The 20,104-nt window shown below is 39.4% G+C and carries 21 protein-coding genes; 12 read left to right on the top strand and 9 right to left on the bottom strand.

The features are described 5' to 3' along the window. Positions 1–41 precede the first annotated feature (41 nt). On the bottom strand, positions 42–809 hold the full coding sequence (locus ACO05G_RS15130) for a segregation and condensation protein A (protein ID WP_421763504.1): 768 nt from the start codon (positions 807–809) through the stop codon (positions 42–44). 147 nt (positions 810–956) lie between these two features. Between ACO05G_RS15130 and dxs the strand changes: the two genes are divergently transcribed. The 3 genes from dxs to ACO05G_RS15115 all read left to right on the top strand — a co-directional run bounded on the left by dxs (position 957) and on the right by ACO05G_RS15115 (position 4,931). After that, positions 957–2,873, top strand: a complete 1,917-nt coding sequence (gene dxs, locus ACO05G_RS15125; RefSeq protein WP_421763503.1) for a 1-deoxy-D-xylulose-5-phosphate synthase — start codon at positions 957–959, stop codon at positions 2,871–2,873. Positions 2,874–2,929: 56 nt separating this feature from the next. Then, positions 2,930–4,405, top strand: a complete 1,476-nt coding sequence (locus ACO05G_RS15120; RefSeq protein ID WP_421763502.1) for a transglycosylase SLT domain-containing protein — start codon at positions 2,930–2,932, stop codon at positions 4,403–4,405. Positions 4,406–4,484: 79 nt separating this feature from the next. Continuing rightward, positions 4,485–4,931, top strand: coding sequence for a hypothetical protein (locus ACO05G_RS15115; protein ID WP_348281802.1), 447 nt, complete (start codon positions 4,485–4,487; stop codon positions 4,929–4,931). Here ACO05G_RS15115 and ACO05G_RS15110 read toward each other — a convergent pair. The 3 genes from ACO05G_RS15110 to ACO05G_RS15100 are packed head-to-tail and all read right to left on the bottom strand — an operon-like array spanning position 4,906 to position 8,026. Beyond that, entirely contained in the window at positions 4,906–6,222 is a 1,317-nt protein-coding gene (locus tag ACO05G_RS15110) for an FAD-dependent oxidoreductase (protein ID WP_421763501.1), read from the bottom strand. The two genes, ACO05G_RS15115 and ACO05G_RS15110, sit on opposite strands and share 26 nt — an antisense overlap. Beyond that, the gene (gene kynU / locus ACO05G_RS15105) at positions 6,212–7,486 is read right to left on the bottom strand and encodes a kynureninase (protein ID WP_421763500.1); all 1,275 of its coding nucleotides are present in this window, start codon (positions 7,484–7,486) and stop codon (positions 6,212–6,214) included. Before kynU ends, ACO05G_RS15110 begins: the two co-directional genes overlap by 11 nt. Positions 7,487–7,495: 9 nt before the next feature. Continuing rightward, positions 7,496–8,026, bottom strand: a complete 531-nt coding sequence (locus ACO05G_RS15100; protein WP_348281805.1) for a 3-hydroxyanthranilate 3,4-dioxygenase — start codon at positions 8,024–8,026, stop codon at positions 7,496–7,498. Positions 8,027–8,067: 41 nt separating this feature from the next. On the opposite strand from ACO05G_RS15100, the gene ACO05G_RS15095 reads away from it, so the two are divergent. Both ACO05G_RS15095 and ACO05G_RS15090 read left to right on the top strand, forming a co-directional pair. Beyond that, positions 8,068–8,844 (top strand): SDR family oxidoreductase, encoded by a 777-nt coding sequence (locus ACO05G_RS15095; protein ID WP_421763499.1) that lies wholly within the window; start codon positions 8,068–8,070, stop codon positions 8,842–8,844. A 4-nt stretch (positions 8,845–8,848) separates the two neighbouring features. Continuing rightward, positions 8,849–10,276, top strand: coding sequence for an aldehyde dehydrogenase (locus tag ACO05G_RS15090; protein WP_421763498.1), 1,428 nt, complete (start codon positions 8,849–8,851; stop codon positions 10,274–10,276). Between the two features lie 56 nt (positions 10,277–10,332). On the opposite strand, the gene ACO05G_RS15085 is transcribed toward ACO05G_RS15090, so the two are convergent. Beyond that, entirely contained in the window at positions 10,333–11,067 is a 735-nt protein-coding gene (locus tag ACO05G_RS15085) for a hypothetical protein (protein ID WP_348281808.1), read from the bottom strand. 215 nt (positions 11,068–11,282) lie between these two features. On the opposite strand from ACO05G_RS15085, the gene ACO05G_RS15080 reads away from it, so the two are divergent. Continuing rightward, on the top strand, positions 11,283–12,542 hold the full coding sequence (locus ACO05G_RS15080) for a dipeptidase (RefSeq protein WP_421763497.1): 1,260 nt from the start codon (positions 11,283–11,285) through the stop codon (positions 12,540–12,542). A gap of 15 nt (positions 12,543–12,557) precedes the next feature. On the opposite strand, the gene ACO05G_RS15075 is transcribed toward ACO05G_RS15080, so the two are convergent. After that, entirely contained in the window at positions 12,558–13,175 is a 618-nt protein-coding gene (locus ACO05G_RS15075) for a carboxypeptidase-like regulatory domain-containing protein (protein ID WP_421763496.1), read from the bottom strand. A 69-nt stretch (positions 13,176–13,244) separates the two neighbouring features. On the opposite strand from ACO05G_RS15075, the gene ACO05G_RS15070 reads away from it, so the two are divergent. The 6 genes from ACO05G_RS15070 to ACO05G_RS15045 all read left to right on the top strand — a co-directional run bounded on the left by ACO05G_RS15070 (position 13,245) and on the right by ACO05G_RS15045 (position 18,840). Further along, on the top strand, positions 13,245–13,628 hold the full coding sequence (locus ACO05G_RS15070) for a metalloregulator ArsR/SmtB family transcription factor (protein ID WP_348281811.1): 384 nt from the start codon (positions 13,245–13,247) through the stop codon (positions 13,626–13,628). After that, the gene (locus ACO05G_RS15065) at positions 13,625–14,311 is read left to right on the top strand and encodes a YjjG family noncanonical pyrimidine nucleotidase (protein ID WP_421763495.1); all 687 of its coding nucleotides are present in this window, start codon (positions 13,625–13,627) and stop codon (positions 14,309–14,311) included. Before ACO05G_RS15070 ends, ACO05G_RS15065 begins: the two co-directional genes overlap by 4 nt. Positions 14,312–14,395: 84 nt before the next feature. Beyond that, positions 14,396–16,021, top strand: coding sequence for an L-glutamate gamma-semialdehyde dehydrogenase (gene pruA / locus ACO05G_RS15060; RefSeq protein WP_421763494.1), 1,626 nt, complete (start codon positions 14,396–14,398; stop codon positions 16,019–16,021). Next, on the top strand, positions 16,021–16,440 hold the full coding sequence (locus ACO05G_RS15055) for a VOC family protein (RefSeq protein ID WP_421763493.1): 420 nt from the start codon (positions 16,021–16,023) through the stop codon (positions 16,438–16,440). Before pruA ends, ACO05G_RS15055 begins: the two co-directional genes overlap by 1 nt. A 55-nt stretch (positions 16,441–16,495) precedes the next feature. Then, on the top strand, positions 16,496–17,284 hold the full coding sequence (locus tag ACO05G_RS15050; protein WP_348281815.1) for a hypothetical protein: 789 nt from the start codon (positions 16,496–16,498) through the stop codon (positions 17,282–17,284). A gap of 29 nt (positions 17,285–17,313) precedes the next feature. Beyond that, positions 17,314–18,840 carry a sensor histidine kinase gene (locus ACO05G_RS15045; protein WP_421763492.1) on the top strand — a complete coding sequence of 509 codons (1,527 nt, stop codon included), beginning with the start codon at positions 17,314–17,316 and terminating at the stop codon, positions 18,838–18,840. Here the strand turns inward: ACO05G_RS15045 and ACO05G_RS15040 are convergent. The 3 genes from ACO05G_RS15040 to ACO05G_RS15030 all read right to left on the bottom strand — a co-directional run bounded on the left by ACO05G_RS15040 (position 18,837) and on the right by ACO05G_RS15030 (position 20,083). Further along, positions 18,837–19,238, bottom strand: coding sequence for a response regulator (locus ACO05G_RS15040; RefSeq protein WP_421763491.1), 402 nt, complete (start codon positions 19,236–19,238; stop codon positions 18,837–18,839). The two genes, ACO05G_RS15045 and ACO05G_RS15040, sit on opposite strands and share 4 nt — an antisense overlap. Positions 19,239–19,370: 132 nt before the next feature. Continuing rightward, positions 19,371–19,760 carry a hypothetical protein gene (locus tag ACO05G_RS15035; protein ID WP_421763490.1) on the bottom strand — a complete coding sequence of 130 codons (390 nt, stop codon included), beginning with the start codon at positions 19,758–19,760 and terminating at the stop codon, positions 19,371–19,373. Between the two features lie 11 nt (positions 19,761–19,771). Continuing rightward, positions 19,772–20,083, bottom strand: a complete 312-nt coding sequence (locus ACO05G_RS15030) for a hypothetical protein (RefSeq protein WP_421763489.1) — start codon at positions 20,081–20,083, stop codon at positions 19,772–19,774. Between the last annotated feature and the right edge of the window lie 21 nt (positions 20,084–20,104).

Below are 20,104 nucleotides of genomic sequence, written 5' to 3'. Positions count from 1 at the left end.
TGATATTCTTTGAGCCTGTGGCATTGCTACAGGCTTTTTTATTATGCATCAACATAAGTTGACTCATCTCTCCGTTCAATCCAGAAATTATTAAAGCCTTCTCCGAGAGAAATGACAATTTGTTTCAATTGCAATAATTCGAGTATCGATAGAAAATTGAAGATTACCAGAATTTTATCTGGCTTCTCACTAATTAAATCAGTAAAAGAGAGTTTTTTGCCATAAACCAAACGCTCCATCAGTTTTCCTTTCTGTTTCTCAATGGTATAGGGGTACTGGACCACCTTATGAATGGGCTTTTTTTGCTCAAATTCATAACGTTTCATCACTTTTTGAAATACCTTCATCATCTTGTACAAGTCAAGATCCTGCATTTCGGCTTCCACATTGATGGTTTCGGAGAGCTTCTTAATCTCTTTTTTGAGATTTCCTCGTTTCTCTCTGTCCAGCCTATCAGCTTCCATTTTTGATAAAGTCTCTACAACGGATTTGTATTTTTTATACTCAAGAAGATGTTTGATAAGTTCTTCACGAGGATCTATTTCATTGCCCTCTTCATCGATCACAGGTCGGGGTAGCAGCATTTTAGCTTTGATTCGCATCAATGTTGCTGCTACCAAAATAAATTCACTAGCGACCTCTACATTTAGCTTTTCCAGATGTTCCAGGTAGTGGAGGAAATCATCGGTGATTTTAGCAATTGGGATATCATAAATATCCAACTCATCCCTTTCGATAAAGAAAAGAAGCAAGTCGAATGGTCCCTCAAAAAGGGGGAGTTTTATCTCAAATTTTTGATCTGTAGCCACAACTCAAAATTACCGACATTATGGAATTTCTATTTGATTAATTTACCTTTCATCTGAATGCTTAGCTTTGTGCTTGATTTCTTAAGAAATTGAGGGGTCCAAACAATATGGACTTAGAAGCGTTTGGAAGAAATATTTAAAGTTTACATGGATATAATACCTGGACCATTACTAGCAGAAATAAATTCACCTGACGACCTTAAAAAATTAGATAACAGGCAGTTGGCTCAGGTTTGTCAGGAGCTTCGGGATTTTATTATTGATAATGTTTCTGTCTACGGAGGTCATTTTGGAGCAAGTTTGGGGGTGACAGAGCTAACTGTGGCACTTCACTATGTATTCAATACTCCGATAGATCAACTGGTATGGGATGTTGGGCATCAGGCCTATGGTCATAAAATTTTAACAGGCCGAAAAGAATCATTTCATACAAATAGAAAATATAAAGGCATCTCAGGATTTCCTAAAAGAAGCGAGAGCGAATACGATACGTTTGGTGTTGGACATTCTTCAACATCGATTTCTGCCGCACTCGGGATGGCCGAAGCTTCAAGGTTAAAGGATGAAAAGGATAAGCAACACATTGCAGTAATTGGTGATGGAGCAATGACCGGTGGTCTGGCATTTGAAGCAATGAATCATGCAGGAGTAAGTAATTCTAATCTTCTAATCGTCTTAAATGACAATTGCATGTCCATTGATCCTAATGTTGGGGCTTTAAAGGATTATTTAACGGATATTACTACCAGTCAGACATATAATAAGGTTAGAGATGAAGTCTGGAAAATCTTAGGAAAGATTAGCAAGTTTGGTCCTAATGCACAAGAAATTGCTGCCAAGGTTGAGAATTCAATGAAGAGCTTGTTATTGAAGCAAAGTAATCTTTTTGAATCACTAAACCTCCGATATTTTGGACCGATTGACGGGCATGATGTAAACCACTTGGTTGATGTCATGGAGGATTTAAAAAAAATTCCAGGACCAAAAATTCTTCATTGCCTTACAGTCAAGGGTAAAGGATACGCGTTAGCTGAAAAAGATCAAACCACATGGCATGCACCGGGTACATTTGACAAGATAACGGGTGCGATTAATAAGAAAACCCACGAAACTCCGCAACCACCTAAGTTTCAGGATGTCTTTGGCCATACTTTGGTAGAGTTAGCAAATAAGAACGAAAAAATTGTAGGTATAACGCCGGCAATGCCATCAGGCTCTTCAATGAAGATAATGATGGAAGCAATTCCAGATCGAGCGTATGATGTAGGAATAGCAGAGCAGCATGCTGTGACCTTTTCTGCCGGTATGGCAACACAGGGAATGATCCCTTTTTGCAATATCTACAGTACATTCATGCAGCGTGCGTATGATCAGGTAATACATGATGTGTGCATTCAAAACCTGCATGTAGTCTTTTGCATGGACAGGGCAGGTGTAGCAGGTGCTGATGGACCTACTCACCATGGTGCATATGATGTTGCTTATATGAGGTGTATACCTAATATGGTGGTCTCAGCACCAATGAATGAGGCAGAGTTAAGAAATTTGATGTTTACAGCCAGTGAGCATAATGGCCCTTTTTCAATCAGATATCCAAGAGGAGCTGGTGTGATGCCGGAATGGAAGACAGAGATGGAGAAAATTGAGATTGGAAAGGGAAGAAGACTTATTGAAGGAGAAGAGATTGCCATTCTATCCATTGGGCAAGTTGGTAATTACGCGCTTGATGCAGCTAGAGATTTACAAAGCGAAGGCTTAAATCCGTCCGTCTACGATATGCGATTTGTTAAGCCTTTAGATGAAGATATGTTGCATGAAATCCTTCAGAACCACAAATATTTGGTGACCGTTGAAGATGGGTGTATTATGGGTGGTTTTGGTTCTGCAGTGCTTGAATTTGCAGCAGACAATAATTATCAAGCAGGAGTGAAAAGGCTTGGCATTCCTGATCGTATTATTGAACATGGTGAACAACCTCAGTTGCACCGTGAATGTGAATATGATGCTGGGGCAATAAAAAATGCGGTATATCAATTTGTATCAAAGACAGAAACATTAGCCTAAAAACTGATCGTACCGTATAATCTCGAATTGAGATATTTTATGTATTTTAAGATGCTATGAATACGATCAATAAATCTATTCTCTGTTTTTTCGCTCTCCTGGTTATCTCCTCTTGTAAACAATCAAGCTCCAGTCAAGTCAATCAAGATTACCCTGAGCGTGACGAATTTATTGTTGATCTGGATCTCGCAAAAATCAAAGAACGTGGTTACATCACCGCCATAATGGACAATAGCTCTACAGGGTTGTTCGTCTATAAAGGCAAAACGATGGGTTACGAATATGAGCTTCTTAAACTTTTCTGCGAAGAACAAGGCTTGCAACTCCGGATTAATATTACCCAGAATATTGGAGAAGGATTTAACAAACTAAACACGGGAGAAGGAGACATTCTCGCTTACAACCTCACGGTCACTAAAGAGCGAAAAAAACGAATCGCATTTACGCATTATCACAATCTTCAGCGACAGGTGCTTATCCAGAGAAAACCCAAAGATTGGAGAAAAATGAAGCTTCATGAAATTGAAGCTCAACTCATCCGTAATCCCGTGGACCTGATAGGTAAAGAAGTAGTCGTTAGGCCACATTCTTCCTATTATGATAGAATGGTAAATCTGTCAGACGAAATTGGTGGAGACATCCTAATCGTGCCAGGTGAAACTAATGCTGAAACTGAGCAATTAATAAAAATGGTGGCCGAGGGCAAAATTGACTTTACTGTCGCGGAAGAGGACATTGCACTCGTGAACTCAACATACTATCCAAACCTTGACATCAAAACCGCGGTAAGTTTCCCAACTCAAATAGCCTGGGGAGTTCGAAAAAATGCTGATGAATTGTTAGGAGCATTAAATAATTGGATTGTTCGAATGAGAAAAACGACCGATTATTATGTCATCTATGATAAATATTTCAGGAGCTCAAAATCCGCCCTAAGAAGATCTAGAAGTAAATATTCATCCATACGTGGAGAGGCAATATCTCCTTATGATTCACTGATTCAAAATGCAGCTGAAGAATTGGAGTGGGATTGGTTATTGCTCGCAGCTCAGGTTTTTAGGGAGTCGAAATTCAACGAAAACGCAGAATCATGGGCAGGTGCTATTGGTCTCATGCAAGTAATGCCTCGAACCGGAAAAGAATATGGAATTAGAGATTTGTATGATCCAGAAAAAAATATCTATGCGGGGATGAAGCACTTGCAGTGGCTTCAGAATCAGTGGGCCAAAAAAATAGCGGACGAAGACGAAAGGCTAAAATTTGTCTTAGCCTCATACAATGTTGGACTTGGGCATTTGCAGGATGCTGTAAGGTTAACTGAAAAGTACGGCGGAAACCCCCAAAGCTGGCAAGATGTCAGCGGCTTTTTATTAAAAAAATCCAGATCTAAATACTTCAATGATCCAGTTGTAGTGTATGGATATTGTCGTGGTTCAGAGCCAGTTCAATATGTCGATAGAATATTAGATATTTATCAAAACTACAAGGAGATTTTGCAGATTGAAAGTCAGATAGAAACAATAGTGCAGTAAAATCTTATGCTTGATTGGATTATTGTAGTCTATCTTCAAAAACAAGCCTATCTTTAGGTAAATATTTATCCGCTCAGGTATGAAAAACCAGAACCAGATACTACTGGAAGAATATCATAAAACCCGAAAATCTGATATAAGCATAGATCAGTTTACTTATATATTAAAAATCTACCCTTCGCTACTTGTCTGCATGAGTGATGGTAAACTCGATAAAGAAGAGTGGGATGGAGTTTTAAATATTTCTAAAGGGCTCGCTCTTTTGTATTTAGATCAAATGCCTAACACTAATGCAGAACAAGTTGAGAGCCTATTCAGGACGGAGTTTAGATATTTGTTAGAAAACATTGATAAGTGGGAGAAAAAATTCCTGAATACCCTAAAGAGCTACCTCGAAGAACACCCAGATGATAGAGAGTTTGTTTATGAAGCTATGTATTTGTTCGCAAATGCGGCTGACGGGATATCTGCAGATGAACAGCGAACGATAGATAAATTATCTAGTCGACTTGCTTTAGAGTATTAAATCTAGCTATCACTTCTTCGAAATTAATTTCTTCCACATCCCGCTCAAGAAATTCATCCATTACTTTCTTCTGGATTTTGCCAAGTCTTAGTGCTTCAGAATAAGGTATGTCTGAAAAAGTCACCATGCTATAAAGTGGAATCCACTCTTTAGGATAATTAGATTGAATTTTTCCTTCCAGTTTTTTTCTTTTCAAAAAATGTGGATCGCCTACATGATCCCGCATTTCCAGAAAATTATATAGCGCAAGTTCAGAGATGGCATCAGCATCTTTTTTTCTGATTGAAGAGTATTTCGGGAGAATCTCATCCCATTTCCAGTTCATCTCTTCTGCTAACTCAACAAACAACCTCACATCTTCAAACCCAGAATTCATTCCTTGGCCATAAAATGGCACGATGGCGTGAGCTGCATCACCTAATAAGATACTCCTTCCTTTATACCATGGTTCGCATTTGGTGGTCACCAGAGAGGAGGTAGGATTTGAAAAAAATTGATCTGTCAAATCAGGAATTAAATCCGCAGCATCTTTGAAATAAGTATCAAAGAAAGAATGGACTTGGTCTTTCGTTTTTAATTCAGCAAATGACGGACTTCCTTCAAAAGGAAAGAATAGGGTGCATGTGAATGTCTTGTCATTATTTGGCAAGGCAATTAGCATGAAATTTCCTCTCGGCCAGATATGCAAATAGTTGGGCTCTAAACGAAAGTTATTATTTTTTGGCTCAATGCACAGTTCTTTATAACCATGCTCGATATAGTGCTGGGAAAAATTGAATCTATCTGTAACCTGAAGCTTTTTTCTTATCGCAGAGAAAGCACCATCGGTACCAATGATTAAATCAGATTTAATAACGTCACCATTCTGAAAGGTTATCGTATTGTTTTCAAAATCTACATCATCGCATTTATGGTCAAACAAAACTTCGACTCCTGCTTTTTCTGCGTTCTCAATAAGTAATTGATTAAGCTGAGCACGAGAAACGGAGTTTATAAACTGACCATCCTTTCCATAGGGTTGATAAGTTAGCTCACTATCCTCGCTGTGCATCATTCGTCCTTTCATAGGTATCAGGTAAGGTTCTATGGAGTCATAGACACCAGCGAGCGTCAATGGACGAATTCCTCTGTGGCTTAACGCCAGATTGATAGACCTACCCTCAGGAATTTTAGATTTACGTGGGTCTTTACGTTTCTCAAAAACCTGAACATCAAATCCCTTCTGTTTAAGAATAACAGCGATTAGTGACCCAACAAGGCCAGCTCCGACGATACTAATCTTATCTTTCATTTAGGATGGCTTTTTCAAGAATTGAAACAAAGTTCACCACGTCTGCAAATGAATTGTAAAGAGGTACAGGAGCAACTCGTATGACATTGGGCTCACGCCAATCTAAAATCACCCCATTATTAATTAAGTAGTCAAAAATGCTCTTACCATGATTGACCAGAAATAATGAGAGCTGGGCACCTCGCTCATCCGGGTTTGAAGGAGTGAGAATTCTGATTTGCTTCGCAAGTACATCAGAGTTAACAATCAATTCTTCCATAAATCCGGTAAGCTTTACACTCTTATGTCTAAGATTCTCCATGCCGGCCTCATCAAAAAGCTTTAATGAAGCCAAATGAGCTGCATGAGATAGAATATTGACATTACTCAGCTGCCATCCATCTACATTAGGAATGGGGTTTATCTGATTATTCATTTTAAAGCGACTATCTGAATCATGACCCCACCAACCGGATAGCCTTGGCATCTCCTTATTCTTGCCATTATTTTCATGAATGAAAAGCCCTCCAACTCCACCAGGGCCAGAGTTTAGGTATTTATAGGTACACCAAACAGCAAAATCAACACTATCTGCATGGAGGTTCATGGGCACGTTTCCAACAGCATGTGCCAGATCAAATCCGGCAAATGCACCTACTTTATGAGCTGCCTCAGTGATTCTTTTAAAGTCGAAAAATTGGCCTGTATAGTATTGGATGCCTGGAAACATGACTAGGGCTAGTTCATCACCTAGCGCCTCGATTTCGTGAATAATCTCTTCCACGCTCAGGTAATCAGACCCGTCCTCAGGTGCTAATTCGATTAGATTTTTTTTTGGATCCAGGCCACTTACTTCGATTCTGGAATAAACCGCATAAAAATCTGAAGGGAATGCACCTCGCTCAATTAAAATTTTAGTGCGTTTTCCTTTTGGTTGATAGAAGGAGGATAGAGCCAGGTGTAAGTTCGTAGTGAGATTATTCATCGCCACCACTTCATGCGTTTCTGCACCAACAATTTTTGAAAGTGGGTTCTTCGTGTTTTTATGATAGCTAACCCAGGGTTTGTTGCCAGTAAAGTGTCCCTCCACCCCGTGCTCTCTCCATTTTTTTAGCTCCTCATCAACAAAAGTTTGGGTAGTGTTGGGTTGTAATCCGAGCGAATTACCGCATAGATAAATGCAGTCCTTTCCATCTCTCTGAGGGAAATAAAAATTACTTCTAAAAGAAGCTAATTGATCTTCAGTATCTAAAGTATGAGCTTTTTTGTATGATTCTTCTTTCAAAACTTGGTTTTATGAGGTGAATCTTGGATCTGTTTCCATTGTTTCACCGCAATTATCGCAAGTTCTTAACTCTTCAGAATTGAAAAAGTCGCGAAATCTTGGAAGAAAATCTTTTTCAATGTTTGTCAAATGAAAATAAGTTTCGTGTAGCTTATTATTACAATTGTCACAAAACCATAATAGACCGTCTTTATGACTTGCCTCTCGCTTGCGTTCAATCACCAATCCTACGGAGTTTTCCGGCCGTGCAGGTGAATGCGGGACTTTAGCAGGGTGTAAATACATTTCTCCGGCTTTGATTGGAATTTTTACAGCTTTGCCATCTTCCTGAATGGTTACCTCAATATTGCCCTCCAATTGATAAAAGAGTTCTTCTGTTTCATTATAGTGGTAATCCTTACGTGCATTGGGTCCTCCCACGATCATAACAATGTAATCGCCGGCTTCTGTGTAGAGGTTTTTATTCCCAACAGGAGGCTTCAATAAGTCACGATTTTCATCAATCCATTTTTGGAGGTTAAAGGGTCTTTTTATCGCCATGTCAGAGATGTTTATTTTTGAAGAAAAGTTAGAAAAAATTTATGGATTTAAACCTGAAAGGACGAAGAGCTTTGGTTTGTGGAAGTTCTCAAGGGATGGGACTAGCCATCGCTAGGGAGCTCAGTGAGATGAATGCAGATGTTACCCTTTTTGCTAGAAATGAAGATTCGCTTAAAGAGGCGCTTAAAGGCCTATCAGCAGGAAACCACGACTATTTGGTAGCAGATTTTGACAACTTGCAAGCAGTAGAGCAAGCAGTAGATAAAGCCCTGAAAAAAGGACCCTATCATATATTGATTAATAATTCAGGAGGTCCGGCCCCAGGACTACTTGCGGAATCATCGCTTTCTGAGTTTGAAATTGCTTTTAACCGGCACCTTCATGTGAGTCATTCGCTTGTCCAAAGATTACTACCAGGGATGAAAGAAGCTTCATTTGGGAGAATTGTAAATATCATTTCTACATCGGTAAAGGTGCCTATACCAGGCTTGGGAGTTAGTAATACTGTTCGTGGAGCAATGGCTTCATGGTCAAAAACACTTGCAAGCGAGCTGGGAGGATTTGGCATTACTGTCAATAATATTTTACCCGGATTTATCAATACGGCAAGAATTGAAAGTCTTGTAACAGGAAAATCCAAGAAACTCGGAAAATCAGAAGCTGAGGTTGAGGCAGATATGAAAAGTACAATACCTGCTGGACGATTTGGTGAACCAGAAGAAATTGCTGCATACGCAGGATTACTTTGCAGTAATAGCGGGGCTTATATCAATGGTACGAGTTTAAGAGTGGATGGAGGTAGAACAGGATCAATTTAGTAAAATGCAAAAAATTCAAAATTTCATCAATGGTGAATATGTTGACCCAATAAAAGGGCAATATCTTGATAACATTGAGCCAGGAACAGGTAAGGTATTTGCCCAGATACCGAATTCAAATCAAGAGGATTTAGAAAAAGCAGTGGAAGCTGCACGGGGCGCTTTCCCTAAGTGGAGTACCATGCCAACAGAAAAAAGAAGTAAAATTCTACACAAGTTGGCTGATCTTATAGAGGAAAATCTGGAAGATTTTGCTTTAATGGAAAGTCGGGATAACGGAAAGCCACTCTGGCTAGCAAAAGCTGTTGACATTCCAAGAGCCAGTACGAATTTTCGTTTTTATGCCTCTGCCATTGTAAATTTTTCGACAGAGGCACAGGTATCAGAGGGATTTATGGTAAACTATACCCGTAGAGCACCAATTGGTGTGGTAGGCTGCATTTCACCATGGAACCTACCATTGTATCTCTTTTCCTGGAAAATTGCGCCAGCCTTGGCGATGGGTAATTGTGTGATAGCAAAACCTTCTGAGCTAACCCCAATGACAGCCTTTCTACTTGGTAGGTTGGCCAATGAAGCAGGTATGCCACCCGGAGTTCTCAACATCCTGCATGGTGAAGGAAAAGGAATTGGACAGGCAATTGTCGAACATGAAGCAACGAAAGCGATCTCGTTTACTGGTGGAACTACCACCGGTAAAATAGTTGGAGCTACTGCTGCACAGCAGTTCAAAAAAGTGTCATTGGAGCTTGGTGGTAAAAATCCTAACATAGTTTTTGCCGATTGCGACTTAGACGAGGCGGTTAAGACGAGTGTAAAAAGTTCTTTTACTAATCAAGGAGAAATATGCTTATGTGGGTCCAGGATTTTGGTTGAGGACTCGATTTACGATGCGTTTAAATCTAAATTTATTTCGGAGTGCAAGAAAATTGTCGTTGGCGATCCTCTTCATGCGGAATCTACAATGGGTGCCCTGGTCTCTTACGATCATTTGGAAAAGGTTGACTCTTATGTTCAATTAGCCAAGAAAGAGGGAGGAACAATCCTTCTAGGTGGGAAAAAACTTGATAAGGAGGGTTTTTACTATGAACCCACAGTTATTGAAGGTCTTGATGAAACATGTAGAACGAATCAGGAGGAAATCTTCGGGCCGGTAGTTACGCTCAATAAATTTTCATCTGAAGGTGAAGCTATTCGGGTGGCTAATTCCACGCGGTATGGATTGTCTTGCACCATTTGGACAACAGATTTAAAAAAGGCTCATCGTGTTGCTCACTCAGTTCACTCTGGTATAATCTGGGTGAACTGCTGGCTGGTGCGAGATTTAAGAACCCCTTTTGGAGGCATGAAAGATTCGGGGATTGGCAGAGAGGGAGGTAATGAAGCCTTGCGATTCTTCACAGAACCTCAAAACGTATGTATTAAGCTTTAACAAAAAAAACCCTGACATTGTCAGGGTTTAATTCTATTCGGTTTCTTAAGTGAATCTTAAGCAGTTTCGCCCTCTTTCAATCGAGCGATTTTAAATGATTTTCTTTCCTTATGACCACAGTATCCGCAAGCATAATACTTCATTAACTCACCTTCTTCAGTTTCAGAAGCAGTTTGGATAACCTCTTCACGGTCTACTTTTAAGGTTTGGTAGTTACAGTTGCTACATTGCAGCGCATGGAGTCTACCATTATATTTTTCAATTTTAGTAAATCCAGATTCTTCATCAATCCACACATCGTAATCTACTGAGAAAGCATCTTCCTCAGCTTGCATACCTTCGTCCAGATAAACATCTTCCTCCTCTTCACTAAGCAACTTCATTTTTCTTCCGTCAGGAGAGGTTCGTGGCGTATATCTTAATTTCTTAAGACGCTTTTCGATGAAGAATGGATAGTAAAACTTAAGAACGTTTTGAATAATTACTCCCAGGATGACTGCAAACATCGAACTCATGAAGAGTCTCACGAAAAACCATAACCATGTTGATTCAGCAAACAGGGTGTTGAAATAAAGCGTACAGCCAACTATTATTAGTAGCGCGCCATTCCATAGCATGTTGATCTCATGCATGTTGATATAGTCATATCGGGTTTTAAAATCCGAAGTGGCCATGAGTTTAAGGTAGTGGCCTAAAAGAATTAACACTCCAACACCAGCCACAGCCATAGCTAGGTATCCTCCGTAAGTGTTCCAATTATTCAGTAATTCAGGTGAAATAGGGTCAGTCATAGCGTCTGTTTATTAATTCGGAAAATACTCCGTATACAAAAATGTCACATTTTTTTAAAAACTCAACGTATCAAATTAAAATAAGAAGAACCTAAATCCTTCACATTTGACTGTAAAATATCAAAAAAATGTAACACCGACAATCCTATTTCATACACAGTCAGTATAGAAGTGTTTAGGTATTTTTGTCGAAATCAATCAATCTGAAAGACAATATGGATTTTTTAATCAAAAAATTATTTTCAATTATACTGCTAACAGCTCTAATAATTAGTTGTTCAGCACCAAAAAAGGAAGCTATAAATTACTCTGAACTCCCTGACGATCGACTGACGCAAATTGCAGATTCATTGGCTAAATCCTTCATAATAGTGGATGGTCACGTGGATTTGCCATTCCGAATGAATGTAAAAGGGTTCATGATCACGAAGACGGTAGAAGACGTTTCTGTTGAAACAACGGGAAATTTCGATTTTCCAAAGGCAAAAAGAGGAGGCCTTGATGCTCCTTTTATGTCAATTTATATTCCAGCCAGATATCAAGAAACAGGCGGAGCAAAATATTTTGCGGATTCTCTTATAGATATGGTTTCCAGATTACCGGAAACATTTCCTTCGATGTATGCCATGGCGAATACGCCTGCCGATATCGAAGCAAATTTTGAGCAGGGATTAATTTCTCTTCCTATGGGTATGGAAAATGGTGCTCCTATTGAAGATAATATTAATAATGTCAAATATTTTTTTGATAGAGGGATTAGATACATCACCCTCACACATTCAAAGGATAATCAAATTAGTGATTCGTCTTATGATACTGCATACACCTGGAATGGGATAAGCCCATTTGGAGAGCAGGTTATTGCAGAAATGAACAAATGGGGCATCATGGTTGATATTTCCCACGTGACAGATAGCGCTGCTTTTGACGCTTTAAGGTTGACAAAAGCACCAGTAATTGCATCTCATTCTTCAGCGAGAAAGTTCACACCAGGTTTTGAAAGAAATATGCCAGATGAGCTCATAAAAGCGATGGCAGAAAATGGGGGTGTAATTCATATCAACTTTGGATCTACCTTTCTGTCAAAAGAATCACGCGATAAGTTTGATAAAATGAGAGAGGACTTGACAAACTACCGCGCAGAAAATGGGTTAACATCCGATGATTCGGTTTATACGGCATATGCCAATCAGTATGCAATTGAAAATGATGTTTATGAAGATGTGCAAAAAGTGGCAGATCACATTGATCATGTGGTAAATCTTGTTGGAGTAGAATATGTTGCTTTTGGTTCAGATTATGATGGTGTTGGAGACAGCCTGCCTAAAGGGCTAAAAGATGTATCTGCTTATCCCAACCTTATCAAGGAGCTTTTAAAGCGAGGTTATTCGCCAGAGGATATTGAGAAGATTTGTTATAAAAATACTTTCAGGGTTTGGAAAAAAGTCCGGGAAGTTGCTCAAGAGCTTCAGTAAGTAAGCTAACCTGCCTTATTTCTTTCGCTTGAGTGAATTGATAAAATTCGCCCAGGCGAAAGGATTAAGTAATTGATTTTGTGGAGGGGAGTATTTGTTTATGTAGGACTGCCTCTGCTGTTGCATGACATATTGCAAATTTGCATTTGATGAAGCACCTACGTTTAAATAGGCCTCTCTCATTGCCTGGCTATTCAGCCATTGATAAATGTTTGCATATTCCTTTTGTTCCGGAAGCTCCATACTAATTAATGCTTCTTTGAACATATTTTCTGTTGGATAAGGTCTGATCTCAACTTCCTCCAGAAATTTAATATCATCTTGGAGTGCGATTATCACTTTTAAACTTGACTCCTTGTCGTGAGCAGGAATTATAAAATATGCTCTTTTGTATCCTACAGCGCTAAAAATAATACTGTCACCCTCCAATACAGGAATTGAAAAAAATCCATAAGGATTAGTGGTTGTACCTCTTCCAGACTTGGGAATATACACATGAGTGCCAGGCACCACCGAGGTGCTGTCTGCACCAAATACTACACCCGTAAACTGGATCACGTTTTTAACTTCCTCTTGAGCACTTACGTTGCAGAGAGAAAAAACAAAGAATGAAAGTATCAGTATATATCTCAAATCAAGTTCCTTTGTCTAATAAAGAGATTTAATGAATAAAAGTTTAACTTCGGTAAAAGTAGTGAAAAAATGAGGCTCAAGAATTTCAACCTGTCTTATGGCACCCAGATTTTCAAGTCGTTTTCAGATGAATCCAGAACACGGATTATCCACCTACTTTATCGGCAGGACGAACTTTGTATCTCGGACCTTGAATCTATCTTAGATTTCACTCAAACAAAAACCTCTCGCCATATAACGTATTTGAAAAATGCTGGTTTGGTCACTTTTAGAAAATATGACCAATGGGTTTTTTACAGCATAAAAGAAGAAGGGTACGACATGGTAAGTCAGATTTTTGAATTTTTAAACAAGGATCCTATTCTAAGAAAAGATTTAGAGGTGTATAAAACGATGAATGCGAATCTGGCATTGGCCAAGAATAAGATAGAGGCGAAAAAGTATAATAGGTGAAAGGAATAAAACACATTTTCTTCGATTTGGATCACACATTATGGGATTATGATCGAAGCGCTCAGGAAACTTTATTGGAAATTTACTCACAGTTGGAACTGTCCACTTCCAGCATCACTGAGAAAAAATTCATCAATACGTTTTATAACGTTAATGAGAAATTGTGGGTAAAGTATAATAATAGTCAAATTGATCGTGAATACATAAAAAAGGAACGATTTAATGAGATTTTCAGTTCGACGGGTGTTGATGTTGGACAATCAAAAATGGCCTCAACCTACTTCATGAATCATTGTTCATTGAAACCGTACTTGATGGAGGACGCACTTACCGCACTAAATTATCTTTCAAACAGGTATAAACTTCACATTATTACTAACGGATTCTTAGATGCCCAAAATCGAAAATTAAAGAGTTCGGGAATTGACACTTTTTTTAAAGTAATGGTGACATCTGAATGTGCTGATTCAAGGAAACCAAGTCCCGAAATTTTCGAATACTCTTTAAAAGAAGCAGGAGCCTCAAAAGCTGATAGCATAATGATTGGTGATAATCCTCGAACTGATATTCAAGGAGCCAGAGAATATGGAATAAAGACAGTCTTTTATGATCCTTCCGGGAGAAAAAGATCATTAGCTGACTTTACCATACAGTCGCATATGGAGCTATTAAAGCTTTTCTAAAAGCCATCAAATCTGATATCTTTTCTCACTCCTGATTTTGAAATAGAAGCTTTACTTTTGCCCTCCATCATAAAAGAAAGAGAGATGCCAAAAGGAAATTTTTTTATACCAGACCCGATAAACGAACCAATATTCAGCTATGCTCCCGGCACAGCTCCCAGAGAAGAACTTCTGGCTAAATACAAAGAAATGTATAGTCAGAAAATCGATGCTCCTATGTTTATAGGGGCTAAAGAAGTTCATACGGATAATAAAATAGCGATGACGTGTCCGCACGATCATCAACATGTTCTGGGTCATTTCTCTGAAGGGGACAAAACTCATGTCAAAGCTGCCATAGATGCTGCTTTGGAAGCTAAAGAAGATTGGGAAAAAATGAGCTGGGAAAACCGGGCGAGTATTTTTCTCAAGGCAGCAGATCTGCTGGCTGGTCCATACCGAGCGAAAATCAATGCGGCTACCATGCTTGGTCAAGGTAAAAATGTTCATCAGGCAGAGATTGATGCTGCATGTGAATTCATCGATTTCCTACGTTTCAATGTCGCTTTCATGCAGGAGCTGTACATGCAGCAACCGATTTCTTCGGAAGGTATTTGGAATCGGATGGAGTACAGACCTTTAGAGGGCTTCATTTTTGCGATTACCCCTTTCAACTTTACAGCGATTTCTGGTAATCTCCCTGCAGCACCTGCGATGATGGGAAACACAGTGGTGTGGAAGCCGAGCTACACTCAAGTGTATTCTGCGCAAGTGATTATGGAGGTTTTCAAAAAGGCCGGATTGCCGGACGGAGTTATAAACCTCATTTACGTTGATGGTCCGGTAGCTGGAGAGGAAGTGTTTAATCATCCGGATTTTTCCGGGCTCCACTTTACTGGAAGTACTGGAGTCTTTAAAACCTTATGGAAGACCATTGGAGCTAATTTAGACTCCTATAAAACATACCCTCGAATAGTCGGCGAAACAGGCGGGAAAGATTTCGTTGTAGCTCACAAATCTGCCGATGCAAAGGAAGTAGCTACAGGTCTTGTTCGTGGATCTTTTGAATTTCAAGGACAAAAATGCAGTGCAGCATCCAGAGCGTATATCCCATCTAATATATGGGGGGATGTTAAAAAATATATGATTGAAGATCTTAAGTCAATCAAGATGGGATCTCCTGAAGATCCTTCAAACTTTGTAAATGCCGTAATCGACGGAGTGGCATTTAAGAAAATCACTGGATATATCGATCAGGCAAAATCTGACAAAGACGTTGAGTTAGTGGCAGGGGGTAATTATGATAATTCAAAGGGATGGTTTATAGAGCCAACAGTCTTTGAAGCTAAAGATCCAAAATACATTACCATGTGTGAAGAGATTTTTGGCCCTGTTTTGACTGTCCATGTGTACGATGAAAACAAATTCGAAGAAATTCTGGATGTAGTTGATTCAACATCGCCGTATGCACTTACAGGTGCAATCTTTAGCAAGGATCGCTATGCAGTGGATTTAGCAACTTATAAATTGAGAAATGCTGCAGGTAACTTCTACATAAATGATAAACCGACAGGTGCGGTAGTTGGTCAGCAGCCATTTGGTGGAGCAAGAGCTTCAGGAACAAATGACAAGGCCGGTGCTATGATGAACCTGCTTCGATGGGTGAGTGCAAGAACAATAAAAGAAACATTTGTTTCGCCAATTGATTACAGATATCCATTCTTAGGCTAATGTCCAGTTTAAGACCATTTCATTTAGCTGTTCCGGTAAAAGACTTGAGTGAAACCCGAGCCTTTTATCGGGATGTAATGGGATTTGAAGAAGGAAGATCATCAGATAAGTGGGTAGATTTTAATTTCTTCGGTCATCAATTTGTCATACATATGGCGAGTTCAAGCGCCGAATCTGACACAAATCCTGTTGACGGTAAGGCAGTACCTGTGCCACACTTTGGAGTTGTATTGAATTGGGAAGACTGGGAGAATCTATCTGCTAAACTTAAGTCTTCTGAAATCGAATTCGTCATTGAACCTTATGTCCGATTTGAGGGTGAAGTTGGAGAGCAGGCGACTATGTTTTTTAAGGACCCATCTGGTAATGCGCTAGAATTCAAAGCTTTTCGGAATGATTCGGAGATTTTTTCTAAATAAACATGCACTTCTTTTTTGAAGAAACTTTCTTACATTCTATTTAAATTAACCGAGGGTGAGTAACGTTCCGGAAAATAGAGCTAATGCAATAATGGTGCTTTCCAAATCGGAAGCATTGCAGGGAGGGAAGTTTAAAGACTTCACTGGAGAGTTAATACCCATTGTTTGCGAGTCTTTAAATGCCTATCGTGCTTCTTTCTGGCTATATAGAAAAGAGAGTGATGAATTTGAAAGTATCCAGAGCTTTGATGTCGATTCAAAGGAACCTTCCATCAGTGAGGCTATTGATACAACAAGCTATTCTCAGTTCTCAGAGTTATTAAAAAATCAACTTTTCATTTATGTTGACAGTAATTCTGATAAAAAGGAACATGAGGAATTCGTTGTTGACTATTTGTTAAAAAATCGTCTTCGTTCGTGGGCAGGAATTCAGGTGTGGAATGATAATCGCTTGTTTGGAATTATTACTGTAGAGTGGATATCTAAAAAGGATTTTGTTTCTGTTGATCAATTGGTATTGATTACCGCAGCTTCTATGATTAGTCAGTGTTATGATGCTTTGTTAAGACTCAAAGAAGACTTTCTTCATAGGAATGAGGTGAGTTCACTTAAGATAGAAGAAAAAGAAAAGGAAAAGCTAGCTAAAAAGCTTTCTGATCATGCCTACTATACCTCCCATAGTATTAGACACCCACTTTCAACCATTCTCGCCCTAATTGATTTGATTAAGCTAAACTGGGAGAGTCGTGACACTTATGAAGAATTATTACAGCAACTTAAGATCGAAACGATGAATCTAGATGATGCAATTCGGGTTATGACCGCAAAAATTGAATTAGATTAGTCTCGAATTTATTACTGCACCACAACCTAATGACCAGAAGAACTAACCGAATAAAAGAAGTCATTCTTAAGAGAAGCACTTTTATCATTTTTCTAATTTTGATACTGGGTGCTTTTGGACTGCTGCGTATTGTTACCACTCACAAGGACATTGACGATGTAGCTAACATTGATTTACCAATCATTGAGATACTTACGCAAATTGAAACGAACCAACTTGAGCAAGCAATTGCTTTTGAGAGAGCTATTAGATACGCTGAGGAAATGTCACCGGGCAATAATGTGGCACTTCAGGGATTTGCCATGGCTGATAGTACCTTTCGATATCTCGCTGAGCTTGTTGACATTGACCTACTTGAAGCCGAGCATGAGGTTGCGGAAGCTCTTAAACAAACCAATCAGGAAGCCCAAAGAATAAAACTTAAAGGGCTACTTCTTTCTATAACAAAGTTGGAGAGCGATCATACAAGCTATGAAAATCATGCGCTCGAAGTGATGGATTTGCTTGAGGAAGGCAGATTAGAGGAGGCTGTATTTGCATCAGAAAGAGTTGAGCACGAGGAAGATCAGTTCAATAAGCAAGTGGAAGGGGTGCTTATGCGTCACGAAATGTTTACTGAGGCCCTGGTAAAGATTGTTGAGCAAGAGGAAGTTCTCTCCATGAAGTGGATTGTTACACTTACGCTTCTTTTCATCATACTTTCCTTACTAGCGGTATATACATTTAGCTATAAAATCTGGAGGCCTTTAGAGGACATTAGAACAGGAGCTGAGAAAATTGGAGGCGGTAATCTTAATGCCAGAATACATCTAAGTTCGAATAGCATTACCAGTGATATCGTCGAATCATTTAATACCATGGCCGATCGGCTTTCTTACTCCCAGAAAGAGATTGATCAGTTCATCCATTTTTCATACAGTACGGCGGATGATCTAAAAGCGCCTATTACAAATCTTGGCTCTCTTTTAGACATGTTGGGAAAAGACAATATGAATGCCTCAAATTTTAAGGCAATTCTCAACAATGCTCGAAAGACCAATCAGCAGCTGATCAAAACAGTTAATTCATTGATAGAGGTGAATAAGGTTCGGGAGGAATTATCATCCGAAAATGAAAGGTTAGAAATTGATGAAGTATTAAAAGAAGTAGTTGCCGGAAGCGTTTCGCAGATTAAAAATGCACATGCTTCTATAAAGAAAGACTTTTCGGAATGTTCTGACCTATTTTACCCTAAATCGCAACTGAAGGTGATTTTTAAACATCTTTTGTCAAACTCGCTTGCATATAGGGATCCGGAAAAAAGCCTTCAAATCAAAATCAAATCCAAGAAGATAAATGGGCATACCACTATCATATTCAAAGATAACGGGCTTGGATTTGATTCAATTAAGCATAAGGATGAAATCTTTAGACCATACACACGTCTCCATTCCCATGTGGATGGTTCCGGCTTAGGCTTGTACATCATTAAGATGATTATTGATTATCACCGAGGGGGGATAAGGGTAGAAAGTGAACCTCGAAAAGGAGCAACTTTCGCATTAAGACTAGATTAGTTATTCACTAAATGACTGTCGTAAATACTTTCAAGTAATTCCGGTGAAAGTGGCTTTGAGATAAAAGCAGTGATTTGTTTTGAGGCAGCTGCTCGCTCTTCATCTTTTGCCGATATGGATGAAGTAAGCATGATAACTTTAGTTGCTCCATTCATTTCAAGCTTTTCAAACTCATCCATAAAGTCCCAGCCGTCCAAGCCAGGCATGTTTAAATCCAGAAAAATGATATCTGGTTTATTTTCAGAGTTCTTAGTTCGACTCAGAAAGTCAATTGCATTGGGAACATTATTTATAGCCTCTACTTCGTCAGCAAATCTTGCGTGTTTGATTATTACTGTGTTAATGGAGTTGACAATGTCATCATCGTCAACAAGTAATACCTTTCTAAATTTTTCCAAGGGTAAGCGATGGTTTATCCTTTAAAGTTAAATAGGCTTTTTAGAATATTTTTTTAAGTGATGGTTTTTTCTCTAAATATTCGATTAATGAATGAATATGTGAAATGGACTTCTGTGTACTGAAGTCGAATTTTAAATAAAACTGTAAATGCAATCCTTTAGCTGCTTATAGCAACTGATGGAGTGGCGTTCCACCCAAGGACCCGGTCCTTGCAGATTTTCAGATAGATAGAAACAAAAAAATCCCGGCAATGTGCCAGGCTTCTGCTCTCCCTCTTGTGCTCGATCGGAGTGGCGTTCCACCCAAGGACCCGGTCCTTGCAGATTTTCAGATAGATAGAAACAAAAAAATCCCGGCAATGTGCCAGGCTTCTGCTCTCCCTCTTGTGCTCGATCGGAGTGGCGTTCCACCCAAGGACCCGGTCCTTGCAGATTTTCAGATAGATAGAAACAAAAAAGCCCGGCAATGTGCCAGGCTTCTGCTCTCCCTCTTGTGCTCGATCGGAGTGGCGTTCCACCCAAGGACCCGGTCCTTACAGATTTTCAGATAGATAGAAACAAAAAAAGCCCAGCAATGTGCCAGGCTTCTGCTCTCCCTTTTGTGCTCGATCGGAGTGGCGTTCCACCCAAGGACCCGGTCCTTGCAGATTTTCAGATAGATAGAAACAAAAAAATCCCGGCAATGTGCCAGGCTTCTGCTCTCCCTCTTGTGCTCGATCGGAGTGGCGTTCCACCCAAGGACCCGGTCCTTGCAGATTTTCAGATAGATAGAAACAAAAAAGCCCGGCAATGTGCCAGGCTTCTGCTCTCCCTCTTGTGCTCGATCGGAGTGGCGTTCCACCCAAGGACCCGGTCCTTGCAGATTT

This window comes from Ekhidna sp. (genome assembly GCF_965227465.1).
Taxonomy (GTDB): domain Bacteria; phylum Bacteroidota; class Bacteroidia; order Cytophagales; family Cyclobacteriaceae; genus Ekhidna.
The sequence above is the reverse complement of the archived record's forward strand: the minus strand, read 5'-3'. Positions and strand labels throughout refer to the sequence as shown.